Origin of the sequence: Pseudomonas sp. AU11447 (assembly GCF_001672555.2) — a bacterium.
Lineage (GTDB): Bacteria > Pseudomonadota > Gammaproteobacteria > Pseudomonadales > Pseudomonadaceae > Pseudomonas > Pseudomonas nitroreducens.
This window is the reverse complement of record NZ_LZDG02000062.1, coordinates 51,541-69,726: the sequence shown is the minus strand read 5'-3', so window position 1 is coordinate 69,726 and position 18,186 is coordinate 51,541. Positions and strand designations below refer to the sequence as shown.

Annotated in this window: 17 protein-coding genes; 12 read left to right on the top strand and 5 right to left on the bottom strand. The window is 66.0% G+C overall.

The features are described 5' to 3' along the window. From A6723_RS23130 to A6723_RS23115, 4 genes are all read left to right on the top strand, one after another. A partial coding sequence (locus A6723_RS23130) for a gamma-glutamyltransferase (protein WP_175405575.1) occupies positions 1 to 352 on the top strand: 352 nt, incomplete at its 5' end. Between the two features lie 80 nt (positions 353 to 432). Next, on the top strand, positions 433 to 2,325 hold the full coding sequence (locus tag A6723_RS23125; protein ID WP_139093039.1) for an ATP-binding protein: 1,893 nt from the start codon (positions 433 to 435) through the stop codon (positions 2,323 to 2,325). After that, positions 2,322 to 3,656, top strand: coding sequence for a sigma-54 dependent transcriptional regulator (locus A6723_RS23120; RefSeq protein ID WP_054908367.1), 1,335 nt, complete (start codon positions 2,322 to 2,324; stop codon positions 3,654 to 3,656). Before A6723_RS23125 ends, A6723_RS23120 begins: the two co-directional genes overlap by 4 nt. A 212-nt stretch (positions 3,657 to 3,868) precedes the next feature. Further along, on the top strand, positions 3,869 to 4,318 hold the full coding sequence (locus A6723_RS23115) for a hypothetical protein (RefSeq protein WP_054908366.1): 450 nt from the start codon (positions 3,869 to 3,871) through the stop codon (positions 4,316 to 4,318). A gap of 116 nt (positions 4,319 to 4,434) precedes the next feature. On the opposite strand, the gene A6723_RS23110 is transcribed toward A6723_RS23115, so the two are convergent. Then, on the bottom strand, positions 4,435 to 6,165 hold the full coding sequence (locus tag A6723_RS23110) for a hypothetical protein (RefSeq protein WP_218187773.1): 1,731 nt from the start codon (positions 6,163 to 6,165) through the stop codon (positions 4,435 to 4,437). Positions 6,166 to 6,332: 167 nt separating this feature from the next. Further along, positions 6,333 to 7,298 (bottom strand): AraC family transcriptional regulator, encoded by a 966-nt coding sequence (locus A6723_RS23105; protein ID WP_054908365.1) that lies wholly within the window; start codon positions 7,296 to 7,298, stop codon positions 6,333 to 6,335. Positions 7,299 to 7,466: 168 nt separating this feature from the next. On the opposite strand from A6723_RS23105, the gene A6723_RS23100 reads away from it, so the two are divergent. The 3 genes from A6723_RS23100 (at position 7,467) to A6723_RS23090 (ending at position 9,091) form a co-directional block, all read left to right on the top strand. Then, complete coding sequence (locus A6723_RS23100; RefSeq protein WP_054908364.1) at positions 7,467 to 8,360, top strand: NAD(P)H-binding protein; 894 nt, start codon at positions 7,467 to 7,469, stop codon at positions 8,358 to 8,360. Positions 8,361 to 8,480: 120 nt separating this feature from the next. Continuing rightward, a complete protein-coding gene (locus tag A6723_RS23095) occupies positions 8,481 to 8,723 on the top strand; it encodes a hypothetical protein (protein ID WP_054908363.1) in 243 nt (80 codons plus the stop codon). A 110-nt stretch (positions 8,724 to 8,833) separates the two neighbouring features. Then, entirely contained in the window at positions 8,834 to 9,091 is a 258-nt protein-coding gene (locus tag A6723_RS23090; RefSeq protein WP_054908362.1) for a hypothetical protein, read from the top strand. Here A6723_RS23090 and A6723_RS23085 read toward each other — a convergent pair. Then, the gene (locus A6723_RS23085) at positions 9,070 to 9,687 is read right to left on the bottom strand and encodes a class I SAM-dependent methyltransferase (RefSeq protein WP_054908361.1); all 618 of its coding nucleotides are present in this window, start codon (positions 9,685 to 9,687) and stop codon (positions 9,070 to 9,072) included. The genes A6723_RS23090 and A6723_RS23085 overlap by 22 nt on opposite strands. After that, positions 9,668 to 10,108: a hypothetical protein gene (locus tag A6723_RS23080; RefSeq protein WP_139093038.1), complete on the bottom strand. Its 441-nt coding sequence runs from the start codon at positions 10,106 to 10,108 to the stop codon at positions 9,668 to 9,670. Before A6723_RS23080 ends, A6723_RS23085 begins: the two co-directional genes overlap by 20 nt. A gap of 186 nt (positions 10,109 to 10,294) precedes the next feature. Between A6723_RS23080 and A6723_RS23075 the strand changes: the two genes are divergently transcribed. The 5 genes from A6723_RS23075 to prpF all read left to right on the top strand — a co-directional run bounded on the left by A6723_RS23075 (position 10,295) and on the right by prpF (position 17,247). After that, on the top strand, positions 10,295 to 11,017 hold the full coding sequence (locus A6723_RS23075; protein WP_054908359.1) for a GntR family transcriptional regulator: 723 nt from the start codon (positions 10,295 to 10,297) through the stop codon (positions 11,015 to 11,017). Next, positions 11,014 to 11,901 (top strand): methylisocitrate lyase, encoded by an 888-nt coding sequence (gene prpB / locus A6723_RS23070; protein ID WP_054908358.1) that lies wholly within the window; start codon positions 11,014 to 11,016, stop codon positions 11,899 to 11,901. The genes A6723_RS23075 and prpB overlap by 4 nt, the downstream gene beginning before the upstream one ends. Positions 11,902 to 12,139: 238 nt before the next feature. Continuing rightward, positions 12,140 to 13,300 (top strand): 2-methylcitrate synthase, encoded by a 1,161-nt coding sequence (gene prpC / locus A6723_RS23065; RefSeq protein ID WP_054908357.1) that lies wholly within the window; start codon positions 12,140 to 12,142, stop codon positions 13,298 to 13,300. Positions 13,301 to 13,302: 2 nt separating this feature from the next. Continuing rightward, on the top strand, positions 13,303 to 15,912 hold the full coding sequence (gene acnD / locus A6723_RS23060) for a Fe/S-dependent 2-methylisocitrate dehydratase AcnD (RefSeq protein WP_054908356.1): 2,610 nt from the start codon (positions 13,303 to 13,305) through the stop codon (positions 15,910 to 15,912). 147 nt (positions 15,913 to 16,059) lie between these two features. After that, complete coding sequence (gene prpF, locus A6723_RS23055; protein WP_054908355.1) at positions 16,060 to 17,247, top strand: 2-methylaconitate cis-trans isomerase PrpF; 1,188 nt, start codon at positions 16,060 to 16,062, stop codon at positions 17,245 to 17,247. A 246-nt stretch (positions 17,248 to 17,493) separates the two neighbouring features. Here the strand turns inward: prpF and A6723_RS23050 are convergent, their stop codons facing one another. Then, positions 17,494 to 18,084, bottom strand: coding sequence for an LON peptidase substrate-binding domain-containing protein (locus A6723_RS23050; protein WP_054908354.1), 591 nt, complete (start codon positions 18,082 to 18,084; stop codon positions 17,494 to 17,496). Positions 18,085 to 18,186: the final 102 nt, after the last annotated feature.

The window sequence follows — 18,186 nt, the reverse complement described above, 5'->3', positions numbered from 1 at the left end:
CGTCACCCGCGACGGCCACGTCAGCCTGGTGCTGGGCACGCCCGGCGGTTCGCGGATCTTCACCTCGATCTTCCAGGTGCTGAACAACGTCTACGACTTCCACCTGCCCCTGGAGAAGGCCGTGGCCGCGCAGCGTGTGCATCACCAACTGCTGCCGAAAGACACCATCTATTACGACGCGTACGCACCGCTCACCGGCAAGGTCGCCGACGAGCTCAAGGCCATGGGCTACACCCTGGAAGACCAGGGCTGGAACATGGGTGACATCCAGGCCATCCGTGTGAACGGCAAGGCACTGGAAACCGCCTCCGATCCGCGCGGCCGCGGCGTCGGGATGGTGGTCAAACCCTAAGCCCCGGCAGACGCACCGTGTGGTACCCGAGCCAGTCCATCGCCGCCCCCCGGCGTTGGGCTGGCTCGGCCCCGACGACTGTGCTGCAATGCGCTTCCAGCCCATTGCCGCCGCCGCTCACCGTGAAGCCACGCCTCGTGCGCAACTACCTGCTGCCCTTCCTGCTGCTCCTGCTCACCCTGGGCTTCGGCTACGGCGGCTACCTGATCAGCGAAGGCGCCGGCACCCGCAGCCTGATCGAGTCCGGCGAGCGCCAGCTGGAACTGCACGCCCGTGGCGTGGAAAGCGAGATCAGCCGCTACACCTACCTGCCCAGCCTGCTGGAGCTCGAAGGCAGCGTCAGCCGCCTGCTGGTGGACCCGACACCGCTGCACCGCGACCGCGTCAATCATTACCTGGAAGGCCTCAACCGCCGAGCCGGCAGCCGCGCCGTCTACCTGCTGGACACCTCCGGCCGTGTGCTGGCCACCAGCAACTGGCAGGACGCCGACAGCTACCTGGGGGAGGATCTGTCCTTCCGCGCCTATTTCCAGGAAGCCGTACAGGGCCGCCCCGGTCGTTTCTACGGCATTGGCAGCACCACCGGCGAGCCCGGCTACTACCTCGCCCACGGCCTGGTACATGGCGGCAGGATCGTCGGCGTGGCGGTGGTCAAGGTGAAGATGGAGTCCCTGGAGGAGCGCTGGGAAAGGGCCCGACTGCAGGCCTTCGTCAGCGACGAGAACGGCATCATCATCCTTTCCAGCGACCCGACCCTGCGCCTGAAGGCCGTGCGCCCGCTCAGCGATGCCGACAAGGAGCGCCTGGCCCGCAGCCTGCAGTACTACTGGTGGGCGCTCAATGAATGGCAGCCGCTGGCGCGCCGCCCGCTGGGCGAAGGCGTCGAGGAAATCAGCTTCCCACCGGGCGAGCACGCCGACAGCCACAAGCCGCTCAGCTACCTGATGCAGACGCGTCAGCTCAGCGATACGCCGTGGAACTTCACCCTGCTCACCCCGCTGGCTGACCTGCGTCGCGAAGCGATGATCCACGGCATGCTCGCCGCCGCCGGCTTCGCCCTGTTCGCCTTCCTGCTGATCGCCTGGAACGAGCGGCGCAAGGTCATCGCCACCCGCCTCGCCGCCCGCGAAGCACTGGAGCAGGCCAACAATGCGCTGGAACGCCGCATCGCCGAGCGTACCGCCGACCTGCGCGCCAGCAACCAGCACCTGCGCGAACAGATCCGCGAGCGCCGCCAGGCCGAGGACACCTTGCGCAAGGCCCAGGACCGCCTCGTACAGGCCGGCAAGCTGGCGGTGATCGGGCAGATGTCCACCAGCATCGCCCATGAACTCAACCAGCCGCTGGCGGCACTGCGCACCCTGTCGAGCAACAGCGTGCGCTTCCTCGAACGCGGCAAGCTGGACGTCGCCAGCAGCAACCTCGAAGCCATCGCCGAGATGGTCGACCGCATGGGCCGCATCACCGCCAGCCTGCGCGCCTTCGCCCGGCGCGCCGACGATCACGGCCAGGCGACGTTGGGCAAGGCGGTGGACGCCGCCGTGATGGTGCTGCAGGGGCGGCTTTCCGAAGTGCCGGTAACCCTGCACCGCGACTACCCCGATGCGCACCTGGCCATCGACCAGACGCGCCTGGAACAGATACTGGTCAACCTGATCGCCAACGCCCTCGACGCCATGAGCGGCCAGAACGACCGCCAGCTCTGGCTGGAAGGACGCATCGAAGGTGACGATCACTACCGCCTCGTGGTGCGCGACAACGGACCCGGCATTCCGCCGGACGCCCGCGTGCACCTGTTCGAACCCTTCTTCACCACCAAGCCCGGCGAACTCGGCCTGGGCCTGGGCCTGACCCTTTCCGCCAGCCTCGCCACCGCCGCCGGCGGTTCCCTGGGCGTGGCCTACCCGGAAACCGGCGGCACCGCGTTCGAGCTGCACCTGCCGCTGCTGCCCGCCCTGGAGACACCCGCATGAGCGATCCATCCCTGCGCGTCCTGATCGTCGAGGACGACCCGCACGTACGGCTCGGCTGCCAGCAGGCACTGGCCCTGGAAGACATCGAGACCGACAGCGTGGGCAGCGCCGAGGAAGCGCTGAAGAAAGTCGGCGCCGACTTCCCCGGCATCGTCGTCAGCGACATCCGCATGCCCGGCATGGACGGCCTGCAATTGCTGGAGAAGCTCAAAGAGCGCGACCCCAGCCTGCCGGTGGTGCTGATCACCGGCCATGGCGACATCGCCATGGCGGTCAAGGCCATGCGCGACGGCGCCTATGACTTCATGGAGAAGCCCTTCTCCCCGGAGAAGCTGGTGGACACCGCGCGCCGCGCGCTGGCCCAGCGCGCGCTGACCCGCGAAGTCAGCCAGCTGCGCCGCCAGCTCGCCGGCAAGCAGGCCCTGGAAAGCCGGCTGATCGGCCGCTCGCCGGCCATGCAGGCGCTGCGCGAGCTGATCGCCAACGTCGCCGACACGTCGGCCAACGTACTCATCGAAGGCGAGACCGGCACCGGCAAGGAACTGGTCGCGCGCTGCCTGCACGACTACAGCCGGCGCCAGGCCAAGCCCTTCGTCGCGCTCAACTGCGGCGGCCTGCCGGAAAGCCTGATCGACAGCGAAATCTTCGGCCATGAGGCCCACGCCTTTACCGGCGCCGGCAAGCGCCGCATCGGCAAGATCGAGCACGCCGACGGCGGCAGCCTGTTCCTCGACGAGATCGAGAGCATGCCGCTGAACCTGCAGATCAAGCTGCTGCGCGTGCTGCAGGAACAGCAGCTGGAACGCCTGGGCTCCAACGAACTGATCCGCGTGGACTGCCGGGTGATCGCCGCGACCAAGTCCGACCTCGCCGCCATGGGCCGCGAAGGCAATTTCCGCAGCGACCTCTACTACCGCCTCAACGTCATCACCCTGAACCTGCCACCGCTGCGCGAGCGCCGCGAAGACATCCTGATGCTCTTCGAGCACTTCCTGCAGCAGTCCTCGCTGCGCTTCGACCGCCCGGCGCCGGACATCGACAATGCCACCGCCGCCACGCTGATGGCCCACGACTGGCCGGGCAACGTGCGCGAGCTGCGCAACGTCGCCGAACGCTTCGCCCTCGGCCTGCCGGTGCTGGCCGGCGGCAACCTTGGCCCGGACGCCGGCGAGCCGCGCTTCGCCGAAGCCGTGGAAGCCTTCGAGAAGAGCCTGCTGTCCACCGCCCTGGAGCGCCACGCCGGCAACCTCAGCCAGGCCGCCCACGCCCTGGGCATGGCCAAGACCACGCTGTTCGACAAGGTGAAGAAGTACGGCCTGAAGGGCGAGTGAGTCGCTCGAAAGTCTCTCTGTTGACAGCAGCTTTTGCCCAGTGAATCCGCGCAGGTGGCTTCCCGCTCCCCCGCCCTCTCCCCTCAGGGAGGGGGCAGCCCCAAATCCTGGGCACAGGACTGACGTTATGCGGCGAGACGCTCCCATTGATCTGCGCCGCCCCGTCCCGGACACTACCCACCTTTGAAACGGTCGCACGAGCGGGAGCCACCATGTCCACCCAAGCCGAAACCCTCTGGAACCAGCTCTGCGCCGACGCCGGCGTCGACCCGCAGCAGCGCATGGCCGCGCGCCGTGCCATCCTCGCCGACGCCAAGGCGCTGGACGCCACCGTCTACCGCCCTGACGACAACGATCCTGACGCCGAAGAACTGGACATGGGCGACGCCAAGGTGCTGTTCATCGGCCCCTTCGAGGCGCCCACCGAGTGGGACGCTGCCGAGCGCGAGGAGTTCTTCGACGACGCCGACCCGGCACTGTTCTTCAGCGTCCGCATCGAATGCGAAGCTGAACCGGGCACCTCGGGCTTCTTCGTTCCGGAAGTCGGCGACTACCTGGCGGTGATGGACGCCGGCAAGATCCAGATGTACTTCCTCCACGACTGGCGCGAAGACGAAGACGGCTGCACCTGTGTCCTGATCCGCGACGACATCCAGCTCTGATCGTTGCAGGCCCTCGCTCCGCCATCCCGCTTAAGGGATGAGGCAGAAACCACAAGCCCGTTCCTGGGAACGGGCTTGCGAGAAGGCACGGCTCGGGCGCAACGCCCGAGATGGAGTCAGCGAGTGGTCGCCAGGTCGCTACGCTTCATCTTGCTGGTATCCAGGTGCAGCAGGCCGAAGGCGGTGCCATAGAAGATGTTGCCCTGCGCATCGACCTTGATCGGCGAATACATGCCGTTGTAGATCGGGTCGCTGCCTTCGCGGATGGACAGCACCGTCTTGCCGGTGTCGAGGTCCATGCCGATGTGATGACGGTCGTTCCAGGATTTGCTGAAGTAGCCGTCGATGATCGCCATGTGGCCTTGGCCGGAAATCATCGGCACGACTGAAATCGACGAAACATCATTGCGCGCCCACAGCTGCTTCCAACGGTGCTCCTGGTTGTTCCAGCGGAACGACGCGACGCCGGTCGGCCCGGGGCGCGTGGCACCGAGCAGAAGGTTCACATAGTAGGAATTCGGGTCGAGCGTCTTCTGGGTGGCGGTGCGGATGTTGTTCACGACGAACGCGTAGTCGCCATACACCGCAACCGACTGTTCGGACTGCACCGTATCGGTACCCGGGATCTTCACCTTCAACTGGTCCGCGATGCGCGGGCTGGCGGTACCGGGCTTCTGCTTCCAGCCTGCCGGGATCTGGTCACGCCAGAACGCGACCATGCTCATGTTCTTCGCCCCGTCGGTAATCACCACGAGCTTGTCTTCGTTCGGACCGAAACCCATCAGCGTCGGCGTCGAGCCAGTGCCGTCGGCGATCTTCGGTGCCGGCATGCGGATGCCGCGCTCGTAGCCTGCCTGCCAGGCGCCGTGCGCTTCGTCATCGTGGATCTTGCCGTCCTTGTCCACCACCAGACGGTACATCGTCGTGTTCGAGGCAACGTAGATCGCCCCGCCGTCCGCTTCCGGGCCGGTGGCGAAGCTGTTGAGGAACAGCTCGTCGTTGCCGGCCACCGCGTAGGTATCGATCACCTGGAGCGTCTCGCGATTCAGCGTGATGATCTTGCCGCCCAGCGTGTTGACCACGATGTAGCCGTTGTAGCTCATGCTCATGCCGAACATCATGTCGACCGGGAAGTTCGTACCGCGCTTCACCTTCTCATTGTCGAACAGGCTCGGCGGGATCGCGCTGACGGTCCCCAGCTTCATCGCCGAATCCGCGCGCTTGGCATCGACCTGATCGATACGGAACACCTGGCGGCCGTTACAGCCGACGAAGGCGCCTTCGTGGGTGAGCAACGCATAGACCGAGCCATTGGCCGGCTGGTCGGCCGCGGCGGTGAGCATGCGGTTGGGCTGCGACTTGAGGTAGTCGAGCAGACCCTGTTCGTCCTTGGCGTCGAGGAACTTCTGCACGGACTTGGCCTGCTCGACACGCTGCTCGGCGCTCACCGGCTTGTAGTTCGGCAACTTGACCGGCACATCGATGCGCGCGAGTTCGGTCAGCTTGCCGCCCTCCAGGCTCACCTTGCGCAGCGCATAGCCTGACCACCAGTAGTACACCATCTTGCCATCCACGGTGTCGGCGAAGACTGGCAGGCCGACTCCCTCGCTGGGCAGGAGTTGTACCGACTCGGGCGTGACCTCGTAGTCGCCGCGCGCCACGGGGAAGCTGATGCTGTCAGTCGCGGCATCGTTCCAGTGGGTCTGGTTGTTGTACGAGCTGGCAAGGTAGCCATTGCTGGCGGGCCAGGCCGGCACGGGCGTGGCTGCCTGGGCGAGGCTGCCACACAGGGCGAGCGCGACGGAAAATGGCAGCATGCGGAGCGAATGAATGCAGCGACGGGACATCGACAGACTCCTGCGGAAGAAAGGCGCCATGCAGGGATGGCGCAGGGAAAGCGTGTGATGAGCGCCAGACGGCGAAAGGACCACAGCCACCCTACGGTTGCCGCAAGGGAGCAGAGACCACCCGCATCAGGTGGCAAGGAGGGCACCAGTCGCCCGGATGCGCAGGCTCAGGCCCGGCGGATGCTACCGGGCGACGTGCCTATGCAGCGCTTGAAGGCCCGGCTGAACGCAGCCTCGGACTGGTAGCCGAGGCGCTCGGCCAGCTCCGCCACCGCGATCTCGCGCTCCTGCAGCCAACTCAGCGCCACGTGCATGCGCCAGCGGGTGACGTACTGCATGGGCGGCATGCCGACCCTCTCGGCAAAGCGTGCGGCAAAGGCGGAGCGCGACATGGCCGCCGCATCCGCCAGCGCCGGCAGGCTCCAGTCCCGCGCCGGCTCGCGGTGAATCAGGCTCAGTGCGCGGCCCAATTGGCGATCCTGCAGGGCGCCGAGCCAGCCTGACTGGGCGGCGGGGTCCTGCTCGATCCAGGCGCGAATGGCCTGGATCACCAGGATGTCGGCCAGGCGGGTGATCACCGTCTCGCCGCCGGGGCGCATGGCCCGAGCCTCGCTCTCCATCAACTGCAATGTGCTCATCAGCCAGTCACGCTGGCTGGGCTCACGCACCTGCGCTTCCAGCACGCGTGGCAGCAGGCGTACCAGTTGCAGCGCGGCGGGATGGTCAAAGCGCACCGCGCCGCAGATCATCGCCGTTGGCTCGCCTCCTCCGCCCTGGCGCAGCACTTCATAGCGGTCGCTGGCATAGGCACGCGGCAGCTCGAACAGCCCCGCCGCCGATTCGCCCGGCGAACTCACCAGCCGATGCCCTTCGCCATGGGGTACCAGAACCAGGTCGCCCGGCGCCAGTCGGCGTGGCAAGTCGCCCGCGGCCTCCAGCCAACATTCGCCAACGGTGAGCACATGGAACATCAGGCACTGCGGCATGGCCGGCAGGTCCAGCCCCCACGGCGCGGTGAACTCCGAGCGGCAGTAGAAGGTGCCGCTCATGCGCAGGAAATGCAGGGCCTCGCCCAGGGGATCGGTGGAGGCCCAGGCGTCGGTGAGGTCCGGAGTGGCGGCAGGAGCTGTCATGGTCTTGAGGCTGATCCGGTGCCGCGACGACGTCCAGCACTTCTGGACGAATGAGCATGACACAGCGACTTTCCGGCATTAACCGTCCAGGCATTCAGCCGGACACTTCACTCCAGGCCAACGAACCCACGGCGGGCGCCGCGGGACGGCCAAAGCGAGGACACTGCCATGATCACCGTAATGGGAGCCACCGGCCGCACCGGTTCGAGAATCTGCCAGACCCTGCTGGATGCCGGCGTGCCCGTCCGCGCCCTCGGCCGCAGCGCCGAGCGACTGGCGCCACTGGCCGCCGCCGGGGCCCGGGTTGCCGTAGGCGAGCCGCATGACGCCGCCTTCCTCACCGAAGCCTTCCGCGGCGCCGACGCGGTCTACACCCTGCTCGCCTACGGGCCCGACACCGAGGACTACCGCAACCAGCAGGCCGCCCAGGGGGAAGCGATACTCCAGGCCATTCGCGCCAGCGCTGTACGCCGGGTGGTATTCCTCAGCAGTGTGGGCGCCGAGGTGGCCTCCGGCACCGGACCGATCATCAGCATGCACGATCAGGAGCAGCGCCTGCGCCAGCTGCCCCCGGGGGTGAATGTACTGATGCTGCGCTCCGGCGCGATGTTCGAGAACCTGTACGGCGCGCTGGAGATCGTCCGCGCGTACGACTGCTACAGCGATGCGGTGGCAGCGGATGTGCCAGTTCCGATGGTCGCCACGCGAGATGTCGCCGATGCCGCCAGCCATGCCTTGCTGGACCGTAGCTGGCAGGGCGTGCTGACCCGCGAGGTGCTCGGCCAGCGCGATATCAGTTATGCCGAGGCGACCCGCCTGCTGGGCGCAGCCATCGGCCGCCCGGAGCTGCCCTACGTGGCGGTGTCGCCGCAGGAACTGAGCGGCGCCTTGCAGGAGGCCGGCTACTCCGCCAGCGTCGCCGCCTGCTACGCCGAACTGGGCGAGGCGATCAGCAGCGGACGCGTACGGGCGCAGGAAGCGCGCTCTCCGACCAATACCACGGCAACACGCTTCGAGGACTTCGCCCAAGTCTGGGCCGAAGCCTACCGGGCCTTGCCCTGAAGCGATGCCTTCGGTCAGAGCAACATAATTTCCTACAAATATCTCGGAAGACCCTGATGAATTTGGCGCTGGTCCGCTGTCTAGAGTACTCGCCCTTTTGCAAACGGCCGGACCACCGCCATGAACCACGCTCCCGACAGTCTCTGGGTCGATGTGCAGACCTGGTCTCCCTACCACCCGCAACGCATCCTCCACGGCCGCATCAGCCGCGAGGACTACCTGGCCCTGCGCAACGGTCGCGCGCCCTTCGAGGTGCGCCTGGGCGACTGCCAGAGCCGCCTCTGCCCGACCGGCCCGGTGCAGGACCTGTTCCTCAGCGGCTCGCACATCCTCAATGTCACCCCGGCCGAGCGGGTGGCCTGAGGGAAGAGGGACAGTCGCACCGCTCGATCAGAAGAACCTGACGGAGGCTGCGCGGAGCGAACGCTATGGTTCGCCCCCTCTTTTTTCACCTTCCTTCGGGCGCCGTGGCAATGAACGAACATCTCAGGGTCGAAGTCGTGGTTCGCGCGCACAATCGCGAATCCTCAGTGCTCCAGGGCTGGATCAGCCAAGGCGACTATGTCGCCCTGTGCGATGGCCACGCCCCCACCGTGGTGCGCCTGAATGACTGCCAGTCCGACTCGGGCCTGGTGCAGCATGCCGAAGACCTGTTCCTGCGCAGCGCCTACATCCTGAGCATCGAGCTGCTCGAGCGTCTGCCGCGCTATCAGTCGGCCATGCCTCGATAGACGTAGGTCATCGGCCGCGGGCCCGGCAGGTAATCCTGGCTCAGTTCGCGCAGCTGGAAGCCGCCGGACTCGATCAACGCCGGCATGTCGCGGTCCAGGTGACAGCCACCGGCCAGCGGCTTCCAGACCGGTGTCAGCCGATGCTGCCAGGCGCGCACGCCAGCGTCCGGCGCCAGGCCATGTTCGCAGAAGAGAAACTCGCCGCCAGGCTTGAGTACCCGGCGCATTTCCTTCAGCGCTGCCAGCGCATCGGGGATGCTGCACAGGGTGAAGGTGCAGACGATGCTGTCGAAGCTGCCGGCGTCGGCGCGGATCTGCCCCAGTTCCAGCGCCACCATCTCCACCGGTATGCCGATCCGCGCGGCGCGCTCGCGGGCGAGCTTCTGCATCTGCGCCGCCGGATCGACGCCGACGATTGTCGACACTTTCGCCGGATCGTAGAACGACAGGTTCAGGCCGGTGCCCATGCCGATCTCCAGCACGCGGCCGCGCGCACGGGGCACCAGCAGCGAGCGCTGCTTCATCACATCACCCATGCCACAGGCGAAATCGATCAGCCGGGGCAATGCATGGCGGTCATACCAGGTTCGGATCATGTCGCTTCCTCAGGCTCGGCAGGCTCCAGGCCAACAGGTTCAGCAAGGTTGCCAGCGACAGAGGCCAGGCACATACCACCGCCACTTCCATCGCCAGCTCCGCCAGAGTGTAGGTACTCCAACTGGCCACGCGGCTGTCATAAAGGCACAGGTCTACCCAGAACCAGCCGGCCAGGGCCGTCGCGGACGACAACAACGCACGCCAGGCCGGGGTGAGCCAGCGTACCCAGGCCAGCAGCGCGATGAGCGGCGTCCAGACCAGCAGCAGCGGCAGCATCTCGCCCGACAGGCCGACATCGCGCAGATCGGCCGGCAGGTTGTCCCGGTAGGAATGCAGCCCCCATAGCGCCTGTCCCCAGCCAAGCAGCAGGAACCCAGCCATGCTGGCCGCTGCCCGGCCTGTTCGTCCTTTCAATGTCACGGCCTTCTCCCTGATGCGCCAGGCGACATCCTCTCACGTCCCGCTCAGCTCGCAGCAGAGACAGCCACACGGCAAGCATCCGTCGAACGTCCCATTAGACGATTGTCGACAATTCATCAGATCTCGATTGACCCAGAGGGTTTACGGGGGTAGCTTTCGCCGCACATCAAGAAGATTGTCGACACCATGAGCGATAGCCTGATTCTTCCTACCCCTGCCAGCGACGACGGCGAGACCCTGTCGGAACACGTGTTCCGCAAGATCCAGTCGGCCATCGTCAAGGGTGACATCGCCCCCGGCAGCAAGATTTCCGAGCCGGAACTGGCGCGTACCTATGGCATCAGCCGCGGTCCGCTGCGCGAGGCGATCCACCGCCTGGAAGGCCAGAAGCTGCTGGTGCGTGTGCCGCACGTCGGCGCGCGCGTGGTCTCGCTCAGCCACGAGGAGCTGCTGGAGCTCTACGAAATCCGTGAATCCCTCGAAGGCATGGCCTGCCGCCTGGCCGCCGAGCGCATGACGCCGGCCGAGATCGACGAACTGCGCCGGGTGCTCGACACCCACGAGCGCGACGAAGCCTTCCAGGCCGGCCGTGGCTACTACCAGCAGGAAGGCGACTACGACTTCCACTACCGGATCATCCAGGGCAGCGGCAACCGTACCCTCACCCGCATGCTCTGCGGCGAGCTGTACCAGCTGGTGCGCATGTACCGCCTGCAGTTCTCGGCGACGCCCAACCGCCCGCGCCAGGCCTTCGCCGAACACCACCGGATTCTCGATGCCATCGCCGACCGTGACGGCGAACTGGCCGAGTTGCTGATGCGCCGTCACATCGGTGCCTCGAAACGCAATATGGAGCGCCATTACCTGGACGCCCAAGCCAAGACAGCCAACGAACGAGGTGAACAATGAGCTACAAGACCGCCGGCCAACGTTTCCGCGAAGCCCTTGCCGAAGAAAAGCCGCTGCAGGTGATCGGCGCGATCAACGCCAACCACGCGTTGCTGGCCAAGCGCGCCGGCTTCAAGGCCATCTACCTCTCCGGTGGCGGCGTGGCGGCGGGTTCCCTCGGCCTGCCGGACCTGGGCATCAATACCCTGGATGACGTACTCACCGACGTGCGTCGCATCACCGACGTCTGCGACCTGCCGCTGCTGGTGGACATCGACACCGGCTTCGGCCCCAGCGCCTTCAACATCGAGCGCACCGTGAAGAGCCTGATCAAGGCTGGCGCCGCCGCCGCGCACATCGAGGACCAGGTCGGCGCCAAGCGTTGCGGCCACCGTCCGGGCAAGGAGATCGTCTCCACCCAGGAGATGGTCGACCGCGTGAAGTCCGCCGCCAACGCCAAAACCGACCCGAACTTCTTCCTGATCGCCCGCACCGACGCCATCCAGGCCGAAGGCGTGGACGCCGCCATCGAGCGCTGCCAGCGCTATGTCGAGGCCGGCGCCGATGCGATCTTCGCCGAAGCCGCCTACGACCTGCCGACCTACAAGCGCTTCGTCGATGCGCTGAACGTGCCGATCCTGGCCAACATCACCGAGTTCGGCGCCACCCCGCTGTTCACCCGCGACGAGCTGGCCTCGGTCGGCGTGGCCATCCAGCTCTACCCGCTGTCCGCCTTCCGCGCCGCCAACAAGGCCGCTGAAGCCGTCTACACCGCGATCCGCGAGGAAGGCCATCAGCAGAACGTGATCGAGCTGATGCAGACCCGCGCCGAGCTGTACGACCGCATCGGCTACCACGCCTTCGAGCAGAAGCTCGATGCGCTGTTCGCTGCCGGCAAGAAGTGATTTCCCGATCGTTCGGGCCCGGCCTGAACGAATCGTAGGGTGCATAACGCCCCAGGCGTTATCCACCATTGGCTGTGACGGCGGATAACGCTTCGCGTTATTCGCCCTACGCCAGAACCTGAAACACCGTAGGGCGCATAACGCCACAGGCGTTATCCGCCGACCAGATTCGAACCGACCGCACGGCCTGTGCCGGCGGAACAAGAACAAGCAACCGGATTTGATGAGGAGACACGCGATGAGCGCTACCGCAGAAACCACCACCGCCTTCAAACCCAAGAAGTCCGTGGCCCTGAGTGGCACCGCCGCTGGCAACACCGCCCTGTGCACCGTTGGCCGTACCGGCAACGACCTGCACTACCGCGGCTATGACGTCCTGGATTTCGCCAACCGTTGCGACTTCGAGGAAATCGCCCACCTGCTGGTCCACGGCAAGCTGCCCAACGTCGCCGAACTGGCTGGCTACAAGGCCAAGCTCAAGGCCCTGCGCGGCCTGCCGGCCGGCGTGAAAGCCGCCCTGGAAACCCTGCCGCCGTCGGCCCACCCGATGGACGTGATGCGCACTGCCGTATCCGTGCTCGGCTGCCTGTCGCCGGAGAAGGACGACCACAACCATCCGGGCGCCCGTGACATCGCCGACAAGTTGATGGCTTCGCTCGGTTCCGCGCTGCTCTACTGGTACCACTTCAGCCACAACGGCAAGCGCATCGACGTCGAGACCGACGACGACTCCATCGGAGGCCACTTCCTGCACCTGCTGCACGGGCAGAAGCCGCGCGAGTCCTGGGTGCGTGCCATGCACACCTCGCTGAACCTGTACGCCGAGCATGAGTTCAACGCCTCGACCTTCACCTCCCGCGTGATCGCCGGCACCGGTTCGGACATCTACTCCTGCGTCGCCGGCGCCATCGGCGCGCTGCGCGGCCCGAAACACGGCGGTGCCAACGAAGTGGCGTTCGAGATCCAGAAGCGCTACGACAACCCGGATGAAGCCGAGGCTGACATCCGTGCCCGCGTCGAGCGCAAGGAAGTGGTGATCGGCTTCGGTCACCCGGTCTACACCGTGTCCGACCCGCGCAACAAGGTGATCAAGGAAGTCGCCCACCAGCTGTCGAACGAGCAGTCGAATACCAAGATGTACGACATCGCCGAGCGCCTGGAAACTATCATGTGGGACATCAAGAAGATGTTCCCCAACCTCGATTGGTTCAGCGCCGTGAGCTACCACATGATGGGCGTGCCCACCGCGATGTTCACCCCGCTGTTCGTCATCGCCCGCACCGCCGGCTGGTCCGCCCACGTCATCGAGCAACGCATCGACGGCAAGATCATCCGCCCGAGCGCCAACTACACAGGCCCTGAAGACCTGAAGTTCGTGCCGCTCAAGGACCGTAAATAACTATGAATACCAACTACCGTAAACGCCTGCCCGGCACCGCACTGGATTACTTCGACGCCCGCGAGGCGGTCGAGGCGATCCAGGCCGGCGCCTGGGACAAACTCCCCTACACCTCCCGCGTACTGGCCGAACAGCTGGTGCGCCGCTGCGACCCACAGGACCTGACGGCTTCGCTGGAGCAGCTGGTCTACCGCAAGCGCGACCTCGACTTCCCCTGGTACCCGGCGCGCGTGGTCTGCCACGACATCCTCGGCCAGACCGCACTGGTCGACCTTGCCGGCCTGCGTGACGCCATCGCCGAGAAAGGCGGCGACCCGTCCAAGGTCAACCCGGTGGTGCCGACCCAGCTGATCGTCGACCACTCGCTGGCCGTGGAAGCCGCCGGCTTCGACCCGGACGCGTTCGAGAAGAACCGCGCCATCGAAGACCGCCGCAACGAAGATCGCTTCCACTTCATCGACTGGACCAAGACTGCGTTCAAGAACGTCGACGTGATCCCGGCCGGCAACGGCATCATGCACCAGATCAACCTGGAAAAGATGAGCCCGGTGATCCAGGCACGCGGCGGCATCGCGTTCCCTGACACCTGCGTCGGCACCGACTCGCACACTCCGCACGTGGACGCCCTCGGCGTGATCGCCATCGGCGTCGGCGGCCTCGAAGCCGAGACCGTGATGCTCGGCCACCCGTCGATGATGCGCCTGCCCGACATCGTCGGCGTCGAGCTGACCGGCAAGCGCAAACCCGGCATCACCGCCACCGACATCGTGCTGGCGATCACCGAGTTCCTGCGCAAGGAACGCGTGGTCGGCGCCTACGTCGAGTTCTTCGGCGAAGGTGCGGACAGCCTGTCCATCGGCGACCGTGCGACCATCTCCAACATGTGCCCGGAATACGGCGCCACCGCCTCGATGTTCTACATCGACGGCCAGACCATCGACTACCTCAAGCTCACCGGCCGCGAGCCCGAGCAGGTGGAGCTGGTTGAGAACTACGCGAAGACGCTCGGCCTGTGGAGCGATGCGCTGAAGACCGCCGAGTACGAGCGCGTGCTGAGCTTCGATCTGGGCAGCGTGGTACGCAACATGGCCGGCCCGTCCAACCCGCACCGCCGCCTGCCGACTTCGGCACTGGCCGAGCGCGGCATCGCCGACGAAGCCAAGCTGGAGTCCGGCCGGGTCGAGGAAGCCGAAGGCCTGATGCCCGATGGCGCGGTGATCATCGCTGCCATCACCAGTTGCACCAACACCTCCAACCCGCGCAACGTCATCGCCGCCGGCCTGGTAGCGAAGAAGGCCAACGCGCTGGGCATGGTCCGCAAGCCGTGGGTGAAGACGTCGTTCGCTCCTGGGTCGAAAGTCGCCAAGCTGTACCTGGAAGAAGCCGGCCTGCTGCCGGAGCTGGAGAAGCTCGGCTTCGGCATCGTCGCCTATGCCTGCACCACCTGTAACGGCATGTCCGGCGCGCTGGACCCGGTGATCCAGAAAGAGATCATCGACCGCGACCTGTACGCCACCGCCGTGCTCTCGGGCAACCGCAACTTCGACGGCCGTATCCACCCCTACGCCAAGCAGGCCTTCCTCGCCTCGCCGCCGCTGGTGGTCGCGTACGCCATCGCCGGCACCGTGCGCTTCGACATCGAGCAGGACCCGCTGGGCACCGACAGTCAAGGCAACCCGGTCACCCTGAAAGACCTCTGGCCGTCCGACGAAGAGATCGACGCCATCGTCGCCTCCAGCGTCAAGCCCGAGCAGTTCAAGCAGGTCTACATCCCGATGTTCGACCTGGGCAGCGTGCAGGAAGCCGAGAGCCCGCTGTACGACTGGCGCCCGATGTCCACCTACATCCGCCGCCCGCCGTATTGGGAAGGCGCGCTGGCCGGCGAACGCACGCTCAAGGGCATGCTGCCGCTGGCGATTCTGCCGGACAACATCACCACCGATCACCTGTCGCCGTCCAACGCCATCCTGCTGGACAGCGCGGCCGGTGAATACCTGGCGAAAATGGGCCTGCCGGAAGAGGACTTCAACTCCTACGCCACCCACCGCGGCGACCACCTGACCGCCCAGCGCGCCACCTTCGCCAACCCGCAGCTGGTCAACGAAATGGCCGTGGTCAACGGTGAAGTGAAGAAAGGCTCGCTGGCCCGCGTGGAACCGGAAGGCAAGGTGATGCGCATGTGGGAAGCCATCGAAACCTACATGAACCGCAAGCAGAACCTGATCATCGTCGCCGGCGCCGACTACGGCCAGGGCTCGTCCCGCGACTGGGCAGCCAAGGGCGTGCGCCTGGCCGGTGTGGAAGTGATCGTCGCCGAAGGCTTCGAGCGCATCCACCGTACCAACCTGGTGGGCATGGGCGTACTGCCGGTGGAGTTCAAGCCGGGCACCACGCGCCTGACCCTGGGCCTGGACGGCACCGAGACCTACGACATCAAGGGCGACGTTTCGCCGCGCTGCGACCTGACCCTGGTGGTCAATCGCCGCAACGGCGAAGTCGTAGAAGTCCCGGTCACCTGCCGCCTGGACACCGCCGCCGAGGTAAAGGTGTACAAGGCGGGTGGCGTACTGCAGCGCTTCGCCAAGGACTTCCTGGAAGGCGCGGTAGCGTGATGCAACAGCCGGCCCGCCTGCACGGCGGGTCGGTCCCCATCCTGTAGGAGCGAGCTTGCTCGCGAACTGCCCCCGCCGCGGGGATCGGTTCGCGAGCAAGGGCTAGGCGCCCCTCGTTCCTACAACAAGCACTCAGGATCGAATCCCATGCCCCACGTACCCCAAGTGAAGATCCCCGCCACCTACATCCGTGGCGGCACCAGCAAGGGCGTGTTCTTCCGCCTGCAGGACCTGCCCGAGCGTTGTCAGGTGCCCGGCGCGGCCCGTGACCAGCTGTTCATGCGCGTGATCGGCAGCCCCGATCCGTACAGCGCGCACATCGACGGCATGGGCGGCGCGACCTCCAGCACCAGCAAGTGCGTGATCCTGTCGAAAAGCACCCAGCCCGATCACGACGTCGACTACCTCTACGGGCAAATTTCCATCGACAAGGCCTTCGTCGACTGGAGCGGCAACTGCGGCAACCTCTCCACCGCTGCCGGCTCCTTCGCCATCCATGCCGGCCTGGTCGATCCGTCGCGCATCCCGGACAACGGCACCTGCGTGGTGCGTATCTGGCAGGCGAATATCCAGAAGACCATCATCGCCCACGTGCCGATCACCAACGGCCAGGTCCAGGAAACCGGCGACTTCGAGCTGGACGGCGTAACCTTCCCCGCCGCCGAGATCGTGTTGGAGTTTCTCGATCCGTCCGACGATGGCGACGAAGGCGGCTCGATGTTCCCCACCGGCAACCTGGTGGACGACCTGGAAGTCCCCGGCATCGGCACCTTCAAGGCGACCATGATCACCGCCGGCATCCCGACCATCTTCGTCAATGCCCAGGACATCGGCTACACCGGTGCCGAGCTGCGCGAAGCGATCAATGGCGACCCGGAGCAACTGGCACGCTTCGAGAAATTCCGCATCGCCGGCGCCCTGCGCATGGGCCTGATCAAGACCCCGGAAGAAGCCGCCACCCGCCAGCACACGCCGAAGATTGCCTTCGTTGCGCCGGCGAAAAACTACGTCACCTCCAGCGGCAAGGAAGTCCAGGCCGGCGACATCGACCTGCTGGTCCGCGCGCTATCCATGGGCAAGCTGCACCACGCCATGATGGGCACCGCAGCCGTGGCCATCGGCACCGCCGCCGCCATTCCCGGCACCCTGGTGAACCTCGCCGCCGGCGGTGGCGAACGCAGCGCCGTACGCTTCGGCCACCCCTCCGGCACCCTGCGCGTGGGCGCCGAGGCGAAGCAGGTGAACGGCGAGTGGACCGTGACCAAGGCCATCATGAGCCGCAGCTCGCGCATCCTCATGGAAGGCTGGGTAAGGGTGCCGGGCGATTCGTTCTGACTCTTCGCCAAACCCGTGAATGCACAAGGCCCGCACATGCGGGCCTTGTCGTTTCAGGTCACGTCGGAGCGGATTCATCCGCAATGGTTTTTGCGCGGCGGCGGGGCAGATCCCGGACGCCCCACCGCACGGCGATTTCTGTAGGAGCGAGCTTGCTCGCGAACAGAGTTAACCGGCGGTGACGGCGCTGGGCGGGTTCGCGAGCAAGGGCTAGGCGCCCCCCTCGATCCTACAAAAGCTGCTGCGTCAGGCGACGAAATCGCCCTGGAGTTGTTCCAGCAATACCTGGATACGCGCCAGGCGCACGGTGGGATCGTCCATCTCCAGCAACACCTGCTTCTGGTCGCGTTCGAAGGGCAGCAGGTAGGCGAGCTGGCAGGCCAGCTCCTGTTGGCCATTGACCTCGCCGCCCATCTCCAGCGCCGACACCATGGGGTGCATGGACAGCGCTTCGAGCAGCGCGGCAAGGTCGTCGTGTTCCTTGGTCAGCGGCTGGTTCGGCTGCTCGTCCAGCCATTCAACTTCAGCCACCGTCAGCTGGTCCGTCTGCACGTTTGCGGAGAGCACGCGGAAGCGCCGACCTCCTTCGACCCGAATGCCCAGCAAGCCGTTGGACTGCTGTTGCCAGTCGCAGATACGCGCCTCGCAGCCGACCAGGCTGTAGCGCTCCGGCGCATCGCCGACTTCCTCGCCCTCGACGATGGCCACCACGCCGAACCCGCCGTTCTGCTTCATGCAGCGGCCGATCATGTCCAGGTAGCGCGCCTCGAAGATCTGCAGGTCGAGGCGGCAGCCGGGGAACAGCACGGTATTGAGGGGGAAGAGCGGAAAACTCATGGGTACTCCCATTTTCGATCAGAGCCTGTTTACGATCGTGCGAGCTAGAGCCGTAGTAGGCGGCAGTGCCTGAAGAGCGGAGTTTACTGCTGTAAATGAGCA